Genomic DNA, 16,337 nt, shown 5'->3' with positions numbered 1-16,337 from the left:
GGCCGGTCCACCCCTGTTCCCAAGGGAGAACCGGCCCGTGATACCGCCGTTACGCGAGTCCCGCCGTACGGCTACGCGTCCTCCGCGAGCTCCAGCCAGCGCAGCTCCAACTCTTCACGCTCCGCCTTCAGTTCGCGCAGCTGCGCGTCCAGTTCGGCCACTTTCCCGAAGTCTGTGGCGTTCTCGGTGATGTGTGCGTGGAGCTTGCTCTCCCGGTCGGAGAACTTGTCCAGTTGGCGCTCGATCTTCTGGAGTTCCTTCTTCGCGGCGCGGCCGTCCTTCGACGACACGACGCCCGGGACGTCCTTCGCAGGGGCCTGGACAGCGGCCGGGGTGCGGGACTCGATGACCTTCTGGCGGCGCTCCAGGTACTCGTCGACCCCGCGCGGCAGCATCCGCAGGGCCTCGTCGCCGAGCAGCGCGAAGACCCGGTCCGTGGTCCGCTCGATGAAGAACCGGTCGTGCGAGATCACGATCATCGAGCCGGGCCAGCCGTCGAGCAGGTCCTCCAGCTGGGTCAGGGTCTCGATGTCGAGGTCGTTCGTCGGCTCGTCGAGGAACAGGACGTTGGGCTCGTCCATGAGCAGCCGCAGGATCTGGAGCCGCCGCCGCTCGCCACCCGAGAGATCGCCGACCGGGGTCCACTGCTTCTCCTTGGAGAAGCCGAACTGCTCGCACAGCTGGCCCGCGGTCATCTCCCGGCCCTTGCCGAGGTCGACCCGGTCCCGTACCTGCTGGACGGCTTCGAGGACCCGCAGCGTCGGCTTGAGTTCGGAGACCTCCTGCGAGAGGTGGGCGAGCTTGACGGTCCTGCCGACCTTGATCGTCCCGGCGGCGGGCTGGACATCGCCCTGCGTACGGGCCGCCTCGGCGAGCGCGCGCAGCAGCGAGGTCTTGCCCGCGCCGTTCACACCGACCAGGCCGATCCGGTCGCCGGGGCCGAGCTGCCAGGTCAGGTGCTGGAGCAGCGTCCTGTCACCGGCCCGGACGGTGACGTCCTCCAGCTCGAACACGGTCTTGCCGAGGCGGGCGTTGGCGAACTTCATCAGCTCGGAGGTGTCGCGCGGCGGCGGCACGTCGGCGATGAGTTCGTTGGCCGCCTCGATGCGGTAGCGGGGCTTGGACGTACGGGCGGGGGCGCCGCGCCGCAGCCAGGCGAGCTCCTTGCGCATCAGGTTCTGGCGCTTGGACTCCTCGGTGGCCGCGATGCGTTCGCGCTCGGCGCGGGCGAAGACGTAGTCGCTGTAGCCGCCCTCGTACTCGTGCACGGCGCCGCGCTGGACGTCCCACATGCGGGTGCAGACCTGGTCCAGGAACCAGCGGTCGTGGGTGACCACGACGAGCGCGGAGCGGCGGGCGCGGAGGTGGCCCGCCAGCCAGGAGATGCCCTCGACGTCGAGGTGGTTGGTGGGCTCGTCGAGCACGATCAGGTCCTGCTCGGCGATGAGCAGCTTCGCGAGGGCGATCCGGCGGCGCTCGCCGCCGGAGAGCGGGGCGATGACGGTGTCCAGGCCCTGCGGGAAGCCGGGCAGGTCGAGCCCGCCGAAGAGTCCGGTCAGTACGTCGCGGATCTTGGCGTTGCCCGCCCATTCGTGGTCGGCGAGGTCGCCGATGACCTCGTGCCTGATGGTGGCTGCCGGGTCCAGCGAGTCGTGCTGGGTGAGGACGCCGCTGCGCAGGCCGCCGTTGTGGGTGACCCGGCCGGTGTCGGGCTCCTCCAGCTTGGCGAGCATCCGGATGAGCGTGGTCTTGCCGTCGCCGTTGCGGCCCACGACGCCGATGCGGTCGCCCTCCGAGACGCCGAGAGAGACACCGTCCAGCAGGGCACGGGTGCCGTAGACCTTGCTGACGGCCTCGACGTTGACGAGGTTGACGGCCATTGACGCTCCTGGGAAGGGGATGGATCGGCCTCCAGGGTACGGCGCGGCGACGGGGCCTCCTTGCCGCACCTCCTCCGGCCTAGGACCTGGCCGGCCGATCGTTGCCGGGCCCGGGACGCCTGGCGGGGCGGCCGACCACCGTCGCCCCGGGCGCCGCCGAGGATGCCACCCGGGCGGCCCGGCAGGTCCCGGAGGCCCGCAGCTCGGAGGCGATCCGTTCCGCCGACTCCGCGTCCTTGGCCAGGAAGGCAGTCGTGGGGCCGGAGCCGGAGACCAGTCCCGCCAGGGCGCCCGCCGCGGTACCGGCGGCGAGGGTGTCGGCGAGCGCGGGCCGCAGGGAGACCGCCGCCGCCTGGAGGTCGTTCGAGAGGGCTCCCGCCAGCGCCGTCGTGTCGCCCGTGCGCAGCGCCGCCAGCAGGGCCGGTGCGGCTTCCGGCGGGGCGGCGTCGGGGGTGAGGCGGTCGAACTCGCGGAAGACCGTCGGGGTGGAGAGGCCGCCGTCGGCCATCGCGAACACCCAGTGGAACGTGCCGCCGACCGTCAGCGGCGTCAGCAGCTCTCCGCGGCCGGTGCCCAGCGCCGCACCGCCGACCAGACTGAAGGGCACGTCGCTGCCCAACTCGGCGCAGATGTCCAGGAGTTCTTCGCGCGAGGCGCCGGTGGACCAGAGCGCGTCGCAGGCCAGCAGGGCGCCCGCACCGTCCGCGCTGCCGCCCGCCATGCCACCCGCGACGGGGATGTCCTTGTCGATGTGGAGGTGTACGTCGGGGGTGATCCCGTGGCGCGCGGCGAGCAGTTCGGCGGCCCGCGCCGCCAGGTTCGTCCGGTCCAGGGGGACCTGGTCCGCGCCGGGTCCCGTGCAGGTGACGCGGAGGGAGTCGGCGGGGGTCACGGTGACCTCGTCGTACAGCGACACCGCGAGGAAGACGTTGGCCAGGTCGTGGAAGCCGTCGGGGCGTGCGCCGCCGACCGCGAGCTGGACATTGACCTTGGCGGGGACGCGGACGGTCACGCCCGCGGGAGCCCCCGTACCGCCCGTACTGTCCGTACTCGTACCGCCTGTACCCGACGTCGACGGGACACGCCTACCGTCCGGGACGCTCACGCCTTGCCCTCCGCGATCCGTGCGAACTCCTCCACGGTGAGCGACTCGCCGCGTGCCTGCGGCGAGATCCCGGCCGCCACCAGCGCCGCCTCGGCCGCCGCCGCCGACCCCGCCCAGCCCGCCAGCGCGGCCCGCAGCGTCTTGCGGCGCTGTGCGAACGCCGCGTCGACCACCGCGAAGACCTCTTCCTTGGTGGCCGTCGTCGGGATCGGTTCGGTGCGCCGGACCAGGGAGACGAGGCCCGAGTCGACATTCGGTGCGGGCCAGAAGACGTTGCGGCCGATGGAGCCCGCCCGCTTGACGTGCGCGTACCAGTTGGCCTTCACGGACGGCACGCCGTACACCTTGTTGCCCGGTTCCGCCGCGAGCCGGTCCGCGACCTCCGCCTGGACCATCACCAGCGTGCGCTCGATCGTGGGGAAGCGGGCCAGCATGGTGAGCAGGACCGGGACCGCCACGTTGTACGGAAGGTTCGCCACCAGCGCGGTGGGCGGCGGGCCCGGCAGCTCCTGGACCTGCATCGCGTCCGCGTGGACCAGCGTGAAGCGGTCGGCGCGGGCGGGCAGCCTGGCCTCGATCGTCGCGGGCAGCGCGCCCGCCAGCACGTCGTCGATCTCGACGGCCACCAGCCGGTCCGCCGCTTCGAGGAGGGCCAGGGTCAGCGATCCGAGGCCGGGGCCGACCTCGACGACCACGTCGTCCCGGGTCACCTCGGCCGTCCGTACGATCCTGCGCACCGTGTTGGCGTCGATGACGAAGTTCTGCCCGCGCTGCTTGGTCGGGCGTACGCCGAGTGCGGTCGCCAGCTCACGGATGTCGGCGGGGCCCAGAAGGGCGTCGGAGGCTTCGGGGGCGTCGGGTTCAGTGCTGCTCACCCGTAAAGCCTACGGCCGCGGTACGGCTCCGGGCTCGCCCCCGGGGCCGGACGCCAGGCTCGTAGGCGCATCGGACCGGTCCGGCGGCCCCGGTGCGCCCCCGTATCGCCTCCGTATCGCCCCTGACGCGCCCCCGGCTCGCCCCCGACTCCGCCTCAGCCGGTTTCGCCGCCCAGCCCGAACGCCCGGACCGTATTCGCCATGATCGCCGTGGCCAGGGCGTCCTCGCTGACGCTTTTCACCTGGGCCATCGCCCTTACCGTGACCGGAATCAGATAAGGCGCATTGGGCCGCCCACGGTACGGAGCCGGGGTGAGGAAAGGCGCGTCCGTTTCGACGAGAACGAGTTCCAGCGGTGCGACAGCGAGGGCGTCACGCAGCGGCTGGGCGTTCTTGAACGTCATGTTCCCCGCGAAGGACATGAAATAGCCCTTTGCCGCGCAGATTTCCGCCATTGCGGCATCGCCGGAATAGCAATGGAATACGGTGCGTTCGGGTGCGCCTTCTTCTTCGAGAATGCGGAGCACATCCGCATGGGCCTCGCGGTCGTGAATGACCAGCGCCTTGCCGTGCCTTTTGGCGATCTCGATATGCGCCCGGAAGGACCGTTCCTGGGCCGTAATGCCCTCGGGTCCGGTGCGGTAGTGGTCGAGGCCCGTCTCGCCGACGGCCCGCACGTACGGGAGGGCCGCCAGTCGCTCGATCTCGCCGAGCGCCTCGTCGAGGGCCGCCTCGCCGCCCGGGGCGCGGACCCCCTGCCGCGCTCCGCCCTCCGGATCGCCCAGCACGATGCGGGGTGCTTCGTTGGGGTGCAGCGCGACCGCCGCGTGCACGTTCTCGTACGCCCGCGCCGTCTCGGCCGCCCAGCGGGAGCCCGTCAGGTCGCAGCCCACCTGGACGACCGCGGTCACCCCCACCGACGCGGCCCGTTCCAGGGCCTCGTCGACGGTGGTGGCCTGCATGTCCAGGTGGGTGTGCGAGTCCGCGACCGGCACCTTCAGCGGTTCGGGCAGCGGCGGCGGTGTGTCGTTGGGGGCTTTCGGGCTCATGGCGCCCGATCCTACGGTCACCCGCCCGGTGGACTGCTTCCGGTGGCCGGCGGGCTGCTCCCGGTGGCCGACGGGCTGCTGCTCCCGGTGGCCGTCGGGCTACTTCCGGTGGAACGGGTGCAGCAGATCCGAGAGATGCCAGTGGTGGTGCGGCGCCGGCGACGCCCCGCCGACCGGGGCGGGAAGCGGCTCGGGGGCGGCGGCGGTCGTGAGCGCCGACGCGGGAGTGGTCGCGGGTGCGGTGGTCACCCGCTCGGGGTGGTACAGCAGGTTCTGCACGGAGGAGACGCGCCCCGACCGCATGATCCTGATGACGTGCCCGCCACAGTTCATGCAGCTCGGGTTGGACAGCGGCGACGGAACCCGTTCGCCATCGGCCTTGTACACAACAAATGCCTGACCGGAAGCATCGACGTGATGCTCTATCTCGTACGCCTGTTCCCAGCCGTGGCCACACCGCATGCACGCGAACGCATACGCCTCGTGAGCGGTGGTTTCAGTGATCTCACTCATGCCAGCTCCTCTTGCCCTGCGGACAAGCCTTCCGTGGAACGATTTCGTCCCACTTCCAGTGGACGCCTCCACCTCCCGGAATGCACCAGGGGCAGCCGACTATTGGAGCGGATTTGGCCTGCTCGTGGGCAAAGGCCCCGTGATCACGTTGCGGCCTTTGCCATTCACGCGCGTCCTTTACCTTCCGGTGGCATTCTCCTCCGGGGGTACGGCACGGCCCCCCGGCGTCCCCGCGCGAGCGGCGTCCTTCTAAGCATCCTTCGAGGCGTCCTTGGCGGCGTTCTTCGCGGTGTCCTTGGCCGCGTTCTTCGCGGCGACCACCGCGTCGAAGACCTCCCGCTTGGGCAGTCCCGCCTCGGCGGCGACCGCGGCGATGGCCTCCTTGCGCCGCTCCCCCGCCTCCTCGCGCACCTGCACCCTGCGCACCAGCTCAGCGGGGTCCAGGTCCTGCTCCCCGGTGTCGCCCGCGCCCTCGACGACGACGGTGATCTCGCCCCGTACGCCCTCGGCGGCCCACTCGGCGAGCTCCTTCAGCGGCCCGCGCTTCACTTCCTCGTACGTCTTGGTCAGCTCCCGGCAGACGGCCGCCCTGCGCCCGTCCCCGAAGACCTCGGCCATGGCGGCGAGGGTGTCGTCGAGCCGGTGCGGGGCCTCGAAGTAGACCATCGTCCGGCGCTCGGCGGCGTTCTCCCGGAGCCTGCCCAGCCGCTCGCCCGCCTTGCGCGGCAGGAAGCCCTCGAAGCAGAAGCGGTCCACGGGCAGCCCGGAGAGTGCCAGCGCGGTGAGGACGGCCGACGGGCCGGGGACGGCCGTCACCTTGATGTCCTGCTCCACGCACGCGGCGACCAGCCGGTACCCGGGGTCGGAGACGGACGGCATGCCCGCGTCCGTCACCAGCAGCACCCGCGCACCGCCCACCAGCGCTTCGACCAGCTCCGGCGTACGGGCGGTCTCGTTGCCCTCGAAGTACGACACGACACGCCCCGTGGTGTGCACCCCGAGAGCCTGGGTCAGTCTGCGAAGCCGCCTGGTGTCCTCGGCGGCGACGACATCGGCCGTCTCCAGCTCCCTGGCCAGCCGGGGCGGCGCGTCCGAGACGTCACCGATGGGGGTGCCTGCGAGTACCAGCGTTCCTGTCACGACTCCATTCTCCCAGCCCCGTGCACACCACTCACACAGTCGGGTTCCCTACGATGGCGCGGTGACGAGTACAGCGCCTCACCCCCCGAAGGGCCACGACGCCGGGAATCAGCCGCCCAGCTGGGGACACCGGCTGCGCCGGTTCGGCTACGCGGCCCCGCGCGGGACCGGTCTGCGCGAACGGCTGGTGCCTCCGTACGCCGCACCGGGCCCCCAGGCGTTCACCGTGCTGGGCATCTCCCCGGCCTTCGCCGAGCGGCTGCTGCGCTGGTCGGCGTGGGGCGGTCCGCTGCTGGTCACGCTGGTCGCCGGGATCCTGCGGTTCTGGAACCTGGGCAGCCCGCATGCGGTGATATTCGATGAGACGTATTACGCGAAGGACGCCTGGGCGCTGATCCACCAGGGGTACGAGGGCCACTGGCCGGACAACATCAACAACGCGATCCTCGCCAACCCCTCGCGCGTCTCGGTGCCCACCGACCCCGGCTATGTGGTGCACCCGCCGATCGGTAAGTGGGTCATCGGCCTCGGTGAGCACTTCTTCGGGTTCACGCCGTTCGGCTGGCGCTTCATGACCGCCCTGCTCGGCACCCTCTCGGTGCTGATGATCTGCCGGATCGGCAGGCGGCTGCTGCGCTCGACGTTCCTGGGGTGCCTGGCCGGGCTGCTGCTCGGCGTCGACGGGCTGCACTTCGTGATGAGCCGCACCTCGCTGCTCGACCTCATCGTCATGTTCTTCGTGGTCGCGGCCTTCGGCTGTCTGCTGATCGACCGGGACAGAGCCAGAGCCCGGCTCGCCGATGCCCTGCCGGTCGGCGAGGAGGGCGGGCCGCGCCCCGACAACGCGGTCGCCGGGAGCCTGCGGCTCGGCTGGCGCCCCTGGCGGATCGCGGCCGGCGTGATGCTGGGCCTGGCGTCGGCGACCAAGTGGAACGGGCTCTACGTCCTGGTCTTCTTCGCCGTGATGGCCGTGCTCTGGGACGTGGGCGCGCGCCGCACGGCGGGCGCCGTCCGCCCGTACCGGGCCGTGCTCCGCCACGACGTGCTCCCGGCCTTCGTATCGACGGTGCCGGTCGCCGTGGTGACGTACATGCTGTCCTGGACCGGCTGGTTCGTGACCAAGGGCGGCTACTTCCGCGACTGGGCCGCCCACCGCGCCGGGCTCTCCCCCGACCACGTCAAGCTCCCGGTGCTGGGCACGGTCCACCTGCCGCAGTTCGACATGAGCTGGGTCCCGGCGTCGCTGCGGAGCTTCTGGCACTACGAGGCCGAGGTCTACAGCTTCCACGTGAATCTGACCGAGGGGCACCAGTACCAGTCGAACCCCTGGAGCTGGCTCGTGATGGGCCGCCCCGTCTCGTACTTCTACGAGTCCCCCAAGCCGGGCGTCGACGGCTGCCCGAAGGGCACCGAGAGCTGCGCCCGCGAGGTCCTGGCGATGGGCACCCCGCTGCTGTGGTGGGCGGCGTGCTTCGCGGTGCTGTACATCCTGTGGCGCTGGATCTTCCGCCGGGACTGGCGGGCCGGGGCCATCGCGTGCGGGATCGCGGCCGGGTACCTGCCCTGGTTCATGTACCAGCAGCGGACGATCTTCTTCTTCTACGCGGTCGTCTTCGTGCCGTTCCTCTGCCTGGCCGTCGCCATGATGATCGGCGCGATGCTGGGGCCGCGCGGGTCCAGTGAGCGGCGCAGAGCGGTGGGGGCGATCGGCGCGGGCGTGCTGGTGCTGCTGATCGTGTGGAACTTCATTTATTTCTGGCCGCTGTTCACCGGGGACGCGATTCCGCTGAGCCAGTGGAACAACCGGATGTGGCTGAACACCTGGATCTAGGAACGGTTTCGGACGCCCCGTCCGCCGCAGGTCCCGGTCGGGTAACGACCCCGGCCGGGTGTCACCGCTGTCCCGTACGCTGCTCGGCGTAACTCTCTTGAACGTGTTCAAGGAGATTCCTGGGGAGGGAACGCAGCGATGCGCAACGGGGCAAAGATAGGAATGGTCAGCGGGGTACTGGCGGTCGTGGCCAGTGGGGTCGGCTACGGCGCGTACAACATCTGGACCGGGCTGAACAGTTCCGGCGGGGGCAGCGGCACGAGCAGTACGACCCAGGCGGCGCCGGTACGCACCGGCCCGCCGACCGACGACGAGATCAGCTCGACGGCGAAGGACTTCCTCACCGCCTGGTCCGACGGCGACGCCGAGAAGGCCTCGCAGCTCACCAACAACGCCGGGGACTCGCAGCCCCTGCTGGCCGGTTACCGCGAGGACGCGCACGTCACCAAGGTGACGCTGACGCCCGGTGCGCCGACGGGCGCGAAGGTGCCGTTCACCGTCGAGGCCACCCTGTCGTTCGAGGGGAAGACCAAGCCCTGGTCGTACTCCTCGTCACTCACGGTCGTACGGGGGCTGACGACCGGCCGGGCGCTGGTCGACTGGGACGCGTCCGTCATCCACCCGCAGCTCAAGAAGGGCGACACGCTCACGACCGGTGAGGCGAAAGCCGCCCCGGTCAAGGCCGTCGACCGGAACAACATCGAGCTGACGAAGGAGAAGTACCCTTCGCTCGGCCCGATCCTGGACGCCATGCGGGAGCGGTACGGCAGCAAGGCGGGCGGCAAGCCCGGCATCGAGACGTACATCGAGAAGTCCTCGGACGGCACGTCGGCCGACACGGCCCCCGCCAAGACGCTGGTGGTCCTCGCCAAGGGCACCCCCGGTCTGCTGCACACCACGCTCGACGCGCGGACGCAGGCGGCGGCCGAGACGGCGGTGAAGAAGTTCGACGAGTCCTCGGTGGTGGCGGTCAAGGCGAGCACCGGCGAGATACGCGCCGTCGCCAACCACCGGGCCGACTCCTTCAACGCGGCCATGCAGGGCAAGCTCGCCCCCGGTTCCACGATGAAGATCATGACGGCCGCGATGCTCATCAACAACGGTGTGGCCTCCGAGAAGAGCCCCGTCCTCTGCCCGTCGGAGGCCATCTGGCACAGCCAGACCTTCCACAACCTGGACAACTTCTCGATCGCCGGCGGCACTCTGGAGACGAGCTTCGCGCGCTCCTGCAACACCGCCTTCATCAAGCCGCTCAGCAAGCTCTCGGACCTCCACGTCGCGGACACCGCGCTGCCGTCGACGGCCAAGAAGTACTTCGGCATCGGTGAGGTCTGGAACGTCGGCATCGCGTCGGCCGACGGCAGCGTCCCGGAGACGACCGGCCCCAACACGGCGGCGGCGATGATCGGCCAGGGCCTGGTCCAGATGAACCCGCTCAACATGGCGGCCGTCACCGCAACCGCCCGCAGCGGCAGCTTCCACCAGCCGGTCATCGTGCCCAGGTCGATGCTCGACGGGGCCGTCGCGACCGCCCAGCCGCTGCCGTACAACACGGCGCAGCAGCTGCGCGACATGATGCACACGACGGCGACCGCTCCGTACGGCACGGGCACCGTGGCCATGTCCGGTGTCGGGGGTTACAAGGGCGCCAAGACCGGTTCGGCGGAGGTCGACGCCCAGGGGAAGTCCAACAGTTGGTTCACCGGGTTCAGCAACGACCTGGCTGCGGCGGCGGTCGTCCAGTCCGGCGGACACGGCGGGGACGCGGCGGGCCCGGTGGTGGCGGCGGTACTGGCAGCCGGGTCGTAACGCGGCGGTTCGGGCGGCCGGGCCGTAAACGCGGCGGGTTCGGGCGGCCGAGCCGTAAACACGGCGGTACCGGCTGCCCGGATCGTCACACGGTCGCGATCCCGGCGGCCGGGGCGCAGGCCTGTCCTGAACCGCCCGCGTAACACGTTCGCGTGGCCCGTACAGCAAACGCTAGCGTGCAGGTCATGACCACTCCTGAACCTGCCGCCCATCCTCGGTTCACGCTCACCGATGCACGGGAGCCGACCGCGTGACACCGGTCGTCATCCTCGCGGTCGTCCTCGCGGCGATCACACACGCGAGCTGGAACGCCATCGCCCACCACATCAAGGATCAGCTGGTCTCCTTCACGCTGATCTCCGGCGGCGGACTGCTGATCGGCCTGCTGGCCGCGCCGTTCGTCCCCTTCCCGGCTGCCGCCGCCTGGCCGTACCTGCTCATATCGGCGTCGCTGCACGTCACGTACATGCTGCTGCTGATGCGCTCGTTCACCCTCGGCGACTTCGGCCAGATGTACCCGATCGCCCGCGGCACGGCGCCCCTCGTGGTGACCGTGCTGGCCGCGATCTTCGTCCATGAGATCCCGAACGGCTGGCAGTTGGCGGGCGTGGCCGTCGCCTGCACCGGGCTGGTCGGCGTCGCCGTATGGGGCCTGAAGGGCTCCCGCCCGCACTGGCCCGCGATCATCGCCGCACTGGCGACGGGCCTGGCCATCGCCTCGTACACCACGGTCGACGGCGTCGGCGTCCGCGACTCCGGCTCCTCGCTGGGCTACATCGCCTGGCTGATGGTCCTGGAGGGCATCGCCATCCCGGCGTACGCGGCGTACCGCCGACGCGGCCAACTCGTCGCGCAGCTCAGGCCGTACGCCACGAAGGGCCTGATCGGCGGCGCGATGTCGGTCGTCGCGTACGGCCTGGTCCTGTGGGCCCAGACCCGCGCCCCGCTCGCCCCGATCGCGGCGCTGCGCGAGTCGTCGATCATCGTGGGCGCGGCGATCGGTGCGATCTTCTTCAAGGAGAAGTTCGGGCTGCCGCGGATCGCGGCGGCGGGGCTGATGGTGGTCGGCATCGGCTTGATGCTGCATACGGCTTAGCCAGGCCGGCGAGGCCTGTCGGCGGGGCGGACTCAGTCGGGCAGCGCCACGGTGAGATCCAGCTCGACGAGTTGTCCGGAGAAGCCCAGCTGGGTGACGCCCAGCAAGGTGCTGGCGGTGGTGAACGCCGCGCCGATGGCGGAGTTGGTGAGCCGGTCCCACGTGGCTCCCAGAACGTCTCTGTCGTCGCTCCGCACGTAGATCACCGACCGCACCACATGGTGCGGCTGAGCGCTCACGGCTGCGAGGGCGACGGACGCGTTCGCCACAACCTGGTCGGTCTGCTCCTCGAAGGAGCCGGGACCGACGAGGTCACCGTTCCTGTCAAGCGGGCACTGCCCCGCAAGGTGGGCCGTGCGGCCGGCCTCGACGACGGTGACGTGGTGGTAGCCGGGCGTGTGATGCAACTGGTCGGGGTTGATACGGGTGATCTTCTCGGTCATGCCCGCGAGTCTGGCCAGCGCGCCGACGGCACGCACCTCAATTTCATCCGTCGGCAAGCACCGGGCAGCGGACCGGAGTTGAAGAACAGACCGGGATCGCGCTCGGACAGCGTCTGGCCGACAGTCATCAGACAAGGGGAGGGGCACATCATGGGGTTCGGACGACGAAGACTTGGTGCCGCCATCGTGGCGGTTGCTCTAGGCGTGACCTTGCTGTCCGCGTGTGGGCTGTCTGATGTGGTGGATGAGTACGGCCACAGAGCCCCGAGGCCCCGGCCGTGAGTATCCAGGCGTACAACTCGCAGTAGCCGGAGGCAAACCTCCACCGGACGACCGGAAACAGCACCAGGGCCGGCTCCGGTCGGCTGCGCCTGCGTCACTTGCTCAGTACGTTCGCCGCCACGATGAACAGCCCGAGCAGCATGTCCGCGCCGCCCACCCGGCACGACGACGCCCAGCCCTGACCCGTCACACGCGCGGCCCAGAGCCCCCAGCCGAACAGGGCCGCCGTGTTGAGGGCCAGGGCCACTTCGAGCGCGGTGTCCTCGCTCCACCACCCCGCGTACGAGGCGGACAGCACCGCCACAGTGGGCAGCACCGCGGCCACCAGCGGCCATTCCTCCAGCACGGACCGTACGACGTGCACGGTGACCGGTGTTCCGTCAGCCGTCCGGTGGGAGATGGCGTGGGCGTAGCCGTGCGCCGCAGCCGACGCGAGCCCCGCGACCAGCACCCACACCGCGTCGTAACCGGGGTCCGGGAGGCCGCTGTCGTGGTCCAGCGCCGCCGCGAGCGCGCTGGCGAGCACGGCGCCGTACACACCGCCGAACAGCAGCCGCTGCATGGACTCGCCACGGATGCCGGGCGCCCTGTGAACCACGGGCCTACTGGGCAAGACGCACCTTCCCGGAGCCGAGACAACGACGCGATGCCTGCCGTATTTCCAGGCCGCATTTAAGGAGATTCAACAGCATATCGGGCGACCGGATCGCCATCCGGAAGGTGAGTCGCCACCGGAGCCCGGGGCGCCGGATCCCGGGGCGCCGGATCCCGAATCACCGTCACCCGCAGGAACACCGGCATCCGCACCGGCCGCCGGTCCGCGAGCGTCAGCACCACGACCGCTCCCCCGGTGACGAACCGGTCGAGCCGCGAACCCCGCACCTCGTGCCAGCACCCCCGGATCCGTACGAGGTCACCGCGCAGCACCAGCACGGCGCACACCTCACGTACCACGTCGAGCACCGCCGCCACCCAGCGCCAGTTCCGCCCAGACGACCTTGCCGGGCCCGAGCCGCGCACCGAACCCCCAGTCGTCGGCCAGCGCGGCCACGAGCAACAACCCCCGCCCGCCCGGCGCCTCCAGGTCCGGGACCGGCATCCGTGGCGGCACGGACGACGCGTCGTGCACCTCGATACGGAGCACACCCCCGCCGACCAGGAACCGGGTCTCGATCTCCCGGCCGGGCGAGACGACGGCATGCCGCCCGGCGTTGGTCAGCAGCTCCGAGAGGATCAGTACGGCCGCGTCGGTCAGGTACGACAGCCCCCAACCGGCCAGCGCCGTACGGAGATCCGCCCGCGCCTGCCCCACGCAGCCCGGACGCCTGCTCCAGCGGCGCACCACCGCGCTGTCCGATTCCGAACTCAGTGCCATCGCGAAGCTCCTCAGAAGATCTGCCGGGGTCCGGTGCGAACGTCTCGCACTGTGACGAATAACTCACAGCGTGTGTCTTGCGTCGCTACGCTTCTAGGGGTTTCGCCCTGACAACGGGCAATTCAAGTGAGGGAGTTGGTCTCATGGCAGCAGCACCCCAACCACGCTCGATCCGGCAGAAGTACGGCGAGGAGCTGAGGATCCGGCGCATGGCGGCGGGTCTGACCCAGGAGGCGGTGAGCGAGGGGGTGGTCTGCTCCCCGACGCTGATCAGCCACTTCGAGGCGGGGCGCCGCCTGCCCAACCCGGACGATGCGCAGCGGCTGGACCGGGTACTGAGGACGGACGGGTTCTTCGCGCGCTGGCTGCGGGATCTGGATCCGAAGTACGCCAGCCACTTCGCCCGGGTGGCGGAGTTCGAGCAACAGGCCAGGGAGATGCGGCACTACGGTGCCTCGCTGATCCCTGGCCTTCTCCAGACGGCCGCGTATGCACGGGAGGTACTCAGCGCGCACACCGCGCTCGACCCGACGGCACCTGTTGACGAGCACGTCGTCAGCCGCATGCAACGTGCGCCGATCATTACGGAATCGACCGATACCGTATTTTGGGTGTTGCTGGACGAAGCGGCACTGCGGCGGAAGATCGGTGGCCCACAGGTCATGGCCGAACAGTTGCACAAGGTCGCCGACCTAGCGGAAGCGCAACGAATCCGCCTGCACGTCCTGCCATTTGGCGTCGGGGCGCACGCTCTACTGGCAGGGATGCTGTATCTGATGAGCTTCGACGAAGCTCCATCCATCGCCTACGTAGAGGGCGTTGGGACGGGGCATGTCTTCGACGATCCGGCCATGGTGAACCACTGTCACCTCGCCTACGATCTGGCTCTGGGCGACGCGCTGCCACACAAGGAATCACTGGCCCTGATCAGGGCCGTAGCGAAGGAGTACGAACGTGAACAGTAACGCGCGCATCGTTCCCGACCCGGCGTTCATACGCGAGTGGCGCAAGTCCAGCTTCAGCGGCCCCGGCAATGACGACTGCCTCGAAGTGGCAGACGGATACGCCGCTGTCCCCGTACGCGACTCCAAGAACCCCCACGGCCCGGCGCTGCTCTTCCCCGCCACCGGCTGGGCCTCCTTCGTCGCCGCCGTGAAGAGCGGCCGGCTCTCCGCCTGACACCCGCGAGACCGGCCCCGGTACCGAACCCGACCGGGGCCGTCCGCCTGCTCGGCGCACCGCCGGATCCTGTCGGAGGGGCGCCGAAGAATACAGACATTCACTGATCTTGTCGGCCAAGCGATCATCCACGACATACGTTTGATTTCGCATGAGACTCTAGGGGGAGAGCTGCGGCGACGTAGGCCTGCGCCCCCATGGGGTGGAGATCCCCGCCGCCCGACGAATGGGCGACACAGTGCACGACAGTGCGGAAGCAATACCGGACAGCCGGCCCGGACGCAGACTGCCATGGCCATGGTTCTTGGTGGTGGTCATCGCGTACGCGGGCATCATCCAGGGCCTGGGCCGGCTGATCGGCGTGGACACCAGCTACTCCGACAGTCAGTTCCCGACCACCGAATCACTGGTGCGCAACGCACTGATCCCGATCGGGGCGTCCATCGTGTTCGCCGCCGCCGTCGTCACGTGGCTCGGCTGGTGGCGCGAGATCCTGCACTACCGCGTCCCCGTGCGGCGCTGGGTGCGCTGGGTACCGATCTCGATGATCACCGTTGCCCTGATCGGCCTGAACTACGGGCACCTCGCCGACCAGAGCGTCTCCCTCGTGGCCTGCCTGCTACTGCTCGGCCTGTTCGTCGGCGTCGGCGAGGAACTCATGTTCCGGGGCATCGGCGTCCACGTCTTCCGCCGGGCCGGACTCACCGAGGGCAAGGTCGCCCTCTATTCCTCGCTCGTCTTCGGCGCCGTGCACATCAGCAACGCCTTCGGCGAGGGATCACAGGCCATCATTCAGGCCCTCGTCGTCTCCACCTCGGGCTACTTCTTCTACCTGTGCCTGCGCGTCGGCGGCATCATCCTGCTACCGATGCTCGTCCACGGGCTCTGGGACACCAGCCTGCTCTCCAACCTCGTGGGCGACAAGCCCCAGGTATCCCTGGGCATTGCCCTCGTCGTGCTCCTTCAGGTCGCCCTGATCATCGTGTTGCTGATCAAGCGCCGCACGGTCGAGACGGCACCCCAAGCCCTCCCGAGCTGACACACAGCCCTCAGGGGCGGCTCCGGCGGTTACGGAGCGTGCGGTGCTCTCGGGTTGCGAGCCGGGCGCGACAGCAGTTGGTTCCTTCCGCCACCACACCTCATCAGTAGTCATTTGCGCCGCTCAGAACCGGTTTACGGGCAGCGCACGTCTCAGTGCCCCGGCCACGGCCCAGGCGGATCCCCACATCTCCGTGTCGTGCACGGCTGCCGGAGAGACCCACTTCTCTCCTGGTGTCCAGCTCTTCCCTCTGCCCCAACAGATCGCCTACGAGGGGAAGAACTCCGGGTGCGTGGACAACAGTGGCGTCGGCATCCGGGAGGCGAAGATCTCCGCCGGGTTCAGGGACGTGATCATCAGCTGTGTCGCCGGCGGATTCGGTACAGGCAGCGGATCGGGAATCATCGAGTGGACCCTGGACGACGGCACGAAGCTCTCCAGCCAGGTGGACCTCAGGATCGACCACACCATCCTCAACACGTCCTCGGTCAGCGGCCACGTCCGCCAAGGCCCGTTCCAGGAGCAGAGCTTCAGCGGCGAGTTCACCACCGCACTCTTCGGCGGAGCGGGCAAGTGCACCGCCGGGGCGCCCTTCGGAGGAGTCAGGAACGCCGCGTTCACCGGGCAGTTCAGCGTCGGCTGACGGCCTGGACCGGCTGGACCGACGGCTGATCCCAGCGCCGGGGAGGGGGGAACGCCCCGGGACCGCACCCTGCTTGGC

16 protein-coding genes are annotated in these 16,337 nt (G+C 69.9%); 7 read left to right on the top strand and 9 right to left on the bottom strand.

What is annotated here, in order from left to right; translation table 11 throughout:
• Positions 1 to 71: 71 nt before the first annotated feature.
• The 6 genes from NBY69_RS17390 to rsmI all read right to left on the bottom strand — a co-directional run bounded on the left by NBY69_RS17390 (position 72) and on the right by rsmI (position 6,562).
• A complete protein-coding gene (locus NBY69_RS17390; RefSeq protein WP_250301895.1) occupies positions 72 to 1,880 on the bottom strand; it encodes an ABC-F family ATP-binding cassette domain-containing protein in 1,809 nt (602 codons plus the stop codon).
• Positions 1,881 to 1,959: 79 nt separating this feature from the next.
• Positions 1,960 to 2,892 carry a 4-(cytidine 5'-diphospho)-2-C-methyl-D-erythritol kinase gene (locus tag NBY69_RS17385; RefSeq protein WP_250301894.1) on the bottom strand — a complete coding sequence of 311 codons (933 nt, stop codon included), beginning with the start codon at positions 2,890 to 2,892 and terminating at the stop codon, positions 1,960 to 1,962.
• A gap of 89 nt (positions 2,893 to 2,981) precedes the next feature.
• Positions 2,982 to 3,860, bottom strand: coding sequence for a 16S rRNA (adenine(1518)-N(6)/adenine(1519)-N(6))-dimethyltransferase RsmA (gene rsmA / locus NBY69_RS17380; RefSeq protein ID WP_250301893.1), 879 nt, complete (start codon positions 3,858 to 3,860; stop codon positions 2,982 to 2,984).
• A gap of 155 nt (positions 3,861 to 4,015) precedes the next feature.
• On the bottom strand, positions 4,016 to 4,909 hold the full coding sequence (locus tag NBY69_RS17375) for a TatD family hydrolase (RefSeq protein WP_250301892.1): 894 nt from the start codon (positions 4,907 to 4,909) through the stop codon (positions 4,016 to 4,018).
• A gap of 99 nt (positions 4,910 to 5,008) precedes the next feature.
• Positions 5,009 to 5,422: a hypothetical protein gene (locus NBY69_RS17370; RefSeq protein ID WP_250301891.1), complete on the bottom strand. Its 414-nt coding sequence runs from the start codon at positions 5,420 to 5,422 to the stop codon at positions 5,009 to 5,011.
• A 249-nt stretch (positions 5,423 to 5,671) separates the two neighbouring features.
• Positions 5,672 to 6,562: a 16S rRNA (cytidine(1402)-2'-O)-methyltransferase gene (gene rsmI, locus NBY69_RS17365; protein ID WP_250301890.1), complete on the bottom strand. Its 891-nt coding sequence runs from the start codon at positions 6,560 to 6,562 to the stop codon at positions 5,672 to 5,674.
• 61 nt (positions 6,563 to 6,623) lie between these two features.
• Here rsmI and NBY69_RS17360 point away from each other — a divergent pair, with 61 nt between their 5' ends.
• From NBY69_RS17360 to NBY69_RS17350, 3 genes are all read left to right on the top strand, one after another.
• The gene (locus NBY69_RS17360; protein WP_250301889.1) at positions 6,624 to 8,393 is read left to right on the top strand and encodes a dolichyl-phosphate-mannose--protein mannosyltransferase; all 1,770 of its coding nucleotides are present in this window, start codon (positions 6,624 to 6,626) and stop codon (positions 8,391 to 8,393) included.
• 138 nt (positions 8,394 to 8,531) lie between these two features.
• Entirely contained in the window at positions 8,532 to 10,202 is a 1,671-nt protein-coding gene (locus NBY69_RS17355) for a penicillin-binding transpeptidase domain-containing protein (protein WP_250301888.1), read from the top strand.
• A 250-nt stretch (positions 10,203 to 10,452) separates the two neighbouring features.
• Positions 10,453 to 11,298, top strand: coding sequence for a DMT family transporter (locus NBY69_RS17350; protein WP_250301887.1), 846 nt, complete (start codon positions 10,453 to 10,455; stop codon positions 11,296 to 11,298).
• Between the two features lie 32 nt (positions 11,299 to 11,330).
• Here NBY69_RS17350 and NBY69_RS17345 read toward each other — a convergent pair whose 3' ends face one another.
• The 3 genes from NBY69_RS17345 to NBY69_RS17335 form a co-directional block, all read right to left on the bottom strand.
• A complete protein-coding gene (locus NBY69_RS17345; RefSeq protein WP_250301886.1) occupies positions 11,331 to 11,741 on the bottom strand; it encodes a RidA family protein in 411 nt (136 codons plus the stop codon).
• Positions 11,742 to 12,117: 376 nt separating this feature from the next.
• Positions 12,118 to 12,621, bottom strand: a complete 504-nt coding sequence (locus NBY69_RS17340; RefSeq protein WP_250301885.1) for a hypothetical protein — start codon at positions 12,619 to 12,621, stop codon at positions 12,118 to 12,120.
• 345 nt (positions 12,622 to 12,966) lie between these two features.
• Positions 12,967 to 13,398, bottom strand: coding sequence for an ATP-binding protein (locus tag NBY69_RS17335; protein WP_250301884.1), 432 nt, complete (start codon positions 13,396 to 13,398; stop codon positions 12,967 to 12,969).
• 143 nt (positions 13,399 to 13,541) lie between these two features.
• Here NBY69_RS17335 and NBY69_RS17330 point away from each other — a divergent pair, with 143 nt between their 5' ends.
• The 4 genes from NBY69_RS17330 to NBY69_RS17315 all read left to right on the top strand — a co-directional run bounded on the left by NBY69_RS17330 (position 13,542) and on the right by NBY69_RS17315 (position 16,259).
• Complete coding sequence (locus tag NBY69_RS17330) at positions 13,542 to 14,363, top strand: helix-turn-helix transcriptional regulator (protein WP_250301883.1); 822 nt, start codon at positions 13,542 to 13,544, stop codon at positions 14,361 to 14,363.
• Positions 14,353 to 14,577 (top strand): DUF397 domain-containing protein, encoded by a 225-nt coding sequence (locus tag NBY69_RS17325; protein ID WP_250301882.1) that lies wholly within the window; start codon positions 14,353 to 14,355, stop codon positions 14,575 to 14,577. Before NBY69_RS17330 ends, NBY69_RS17325 begins: the two co-directional genes overlap by 11 nt.
• A gap of 310 nt (positions 14,578 to 14,887) precedes the next feature.
• The gene (locus tag NBY69_RS17320; RefSeq protein ID WP_250301881.1) at positions 14,888 to 15,616 is read left to right on the top strand and encodes a CPBP family intramembrane glutamic endopeptidase; all 729 of its coding nucleotides are present in this window, start codon (positions 14,888 to 14,890) and stop codon (positions 15,614 to 15,616) included.
• A 193-nt stretch (positions 15,617 to 15,809) separates the two neighbouring features.
• The gene (locus NBY69_RS17315) at positions 15,810 to 16,259 is read left to right on the top strand and encodes a hypothetical protein (protein WP_250301880.1); all 450 of its coding nucleotides are present in this window, start codon (positions 15,810 to 15,812) and stop codon (positions 16,257 to 16,259) included.
• Positions 16,260 to 16,337: the final 78 nt, after the last annotated feature.

The organism is Streptomyces sp. A 4/2, from assembly GCF_940670765.1.
Classification (GTDB): Bacteria; Actinomycetota; Actinomycetes; order Streptomycetales; family Streptomycetaceae; genus Streptomyces.
The sequence above is the reverse complement of the archived record's forward strand: the minus strand, read 5'-3'. Positions and strand labels throughout refer to the sequence as shown.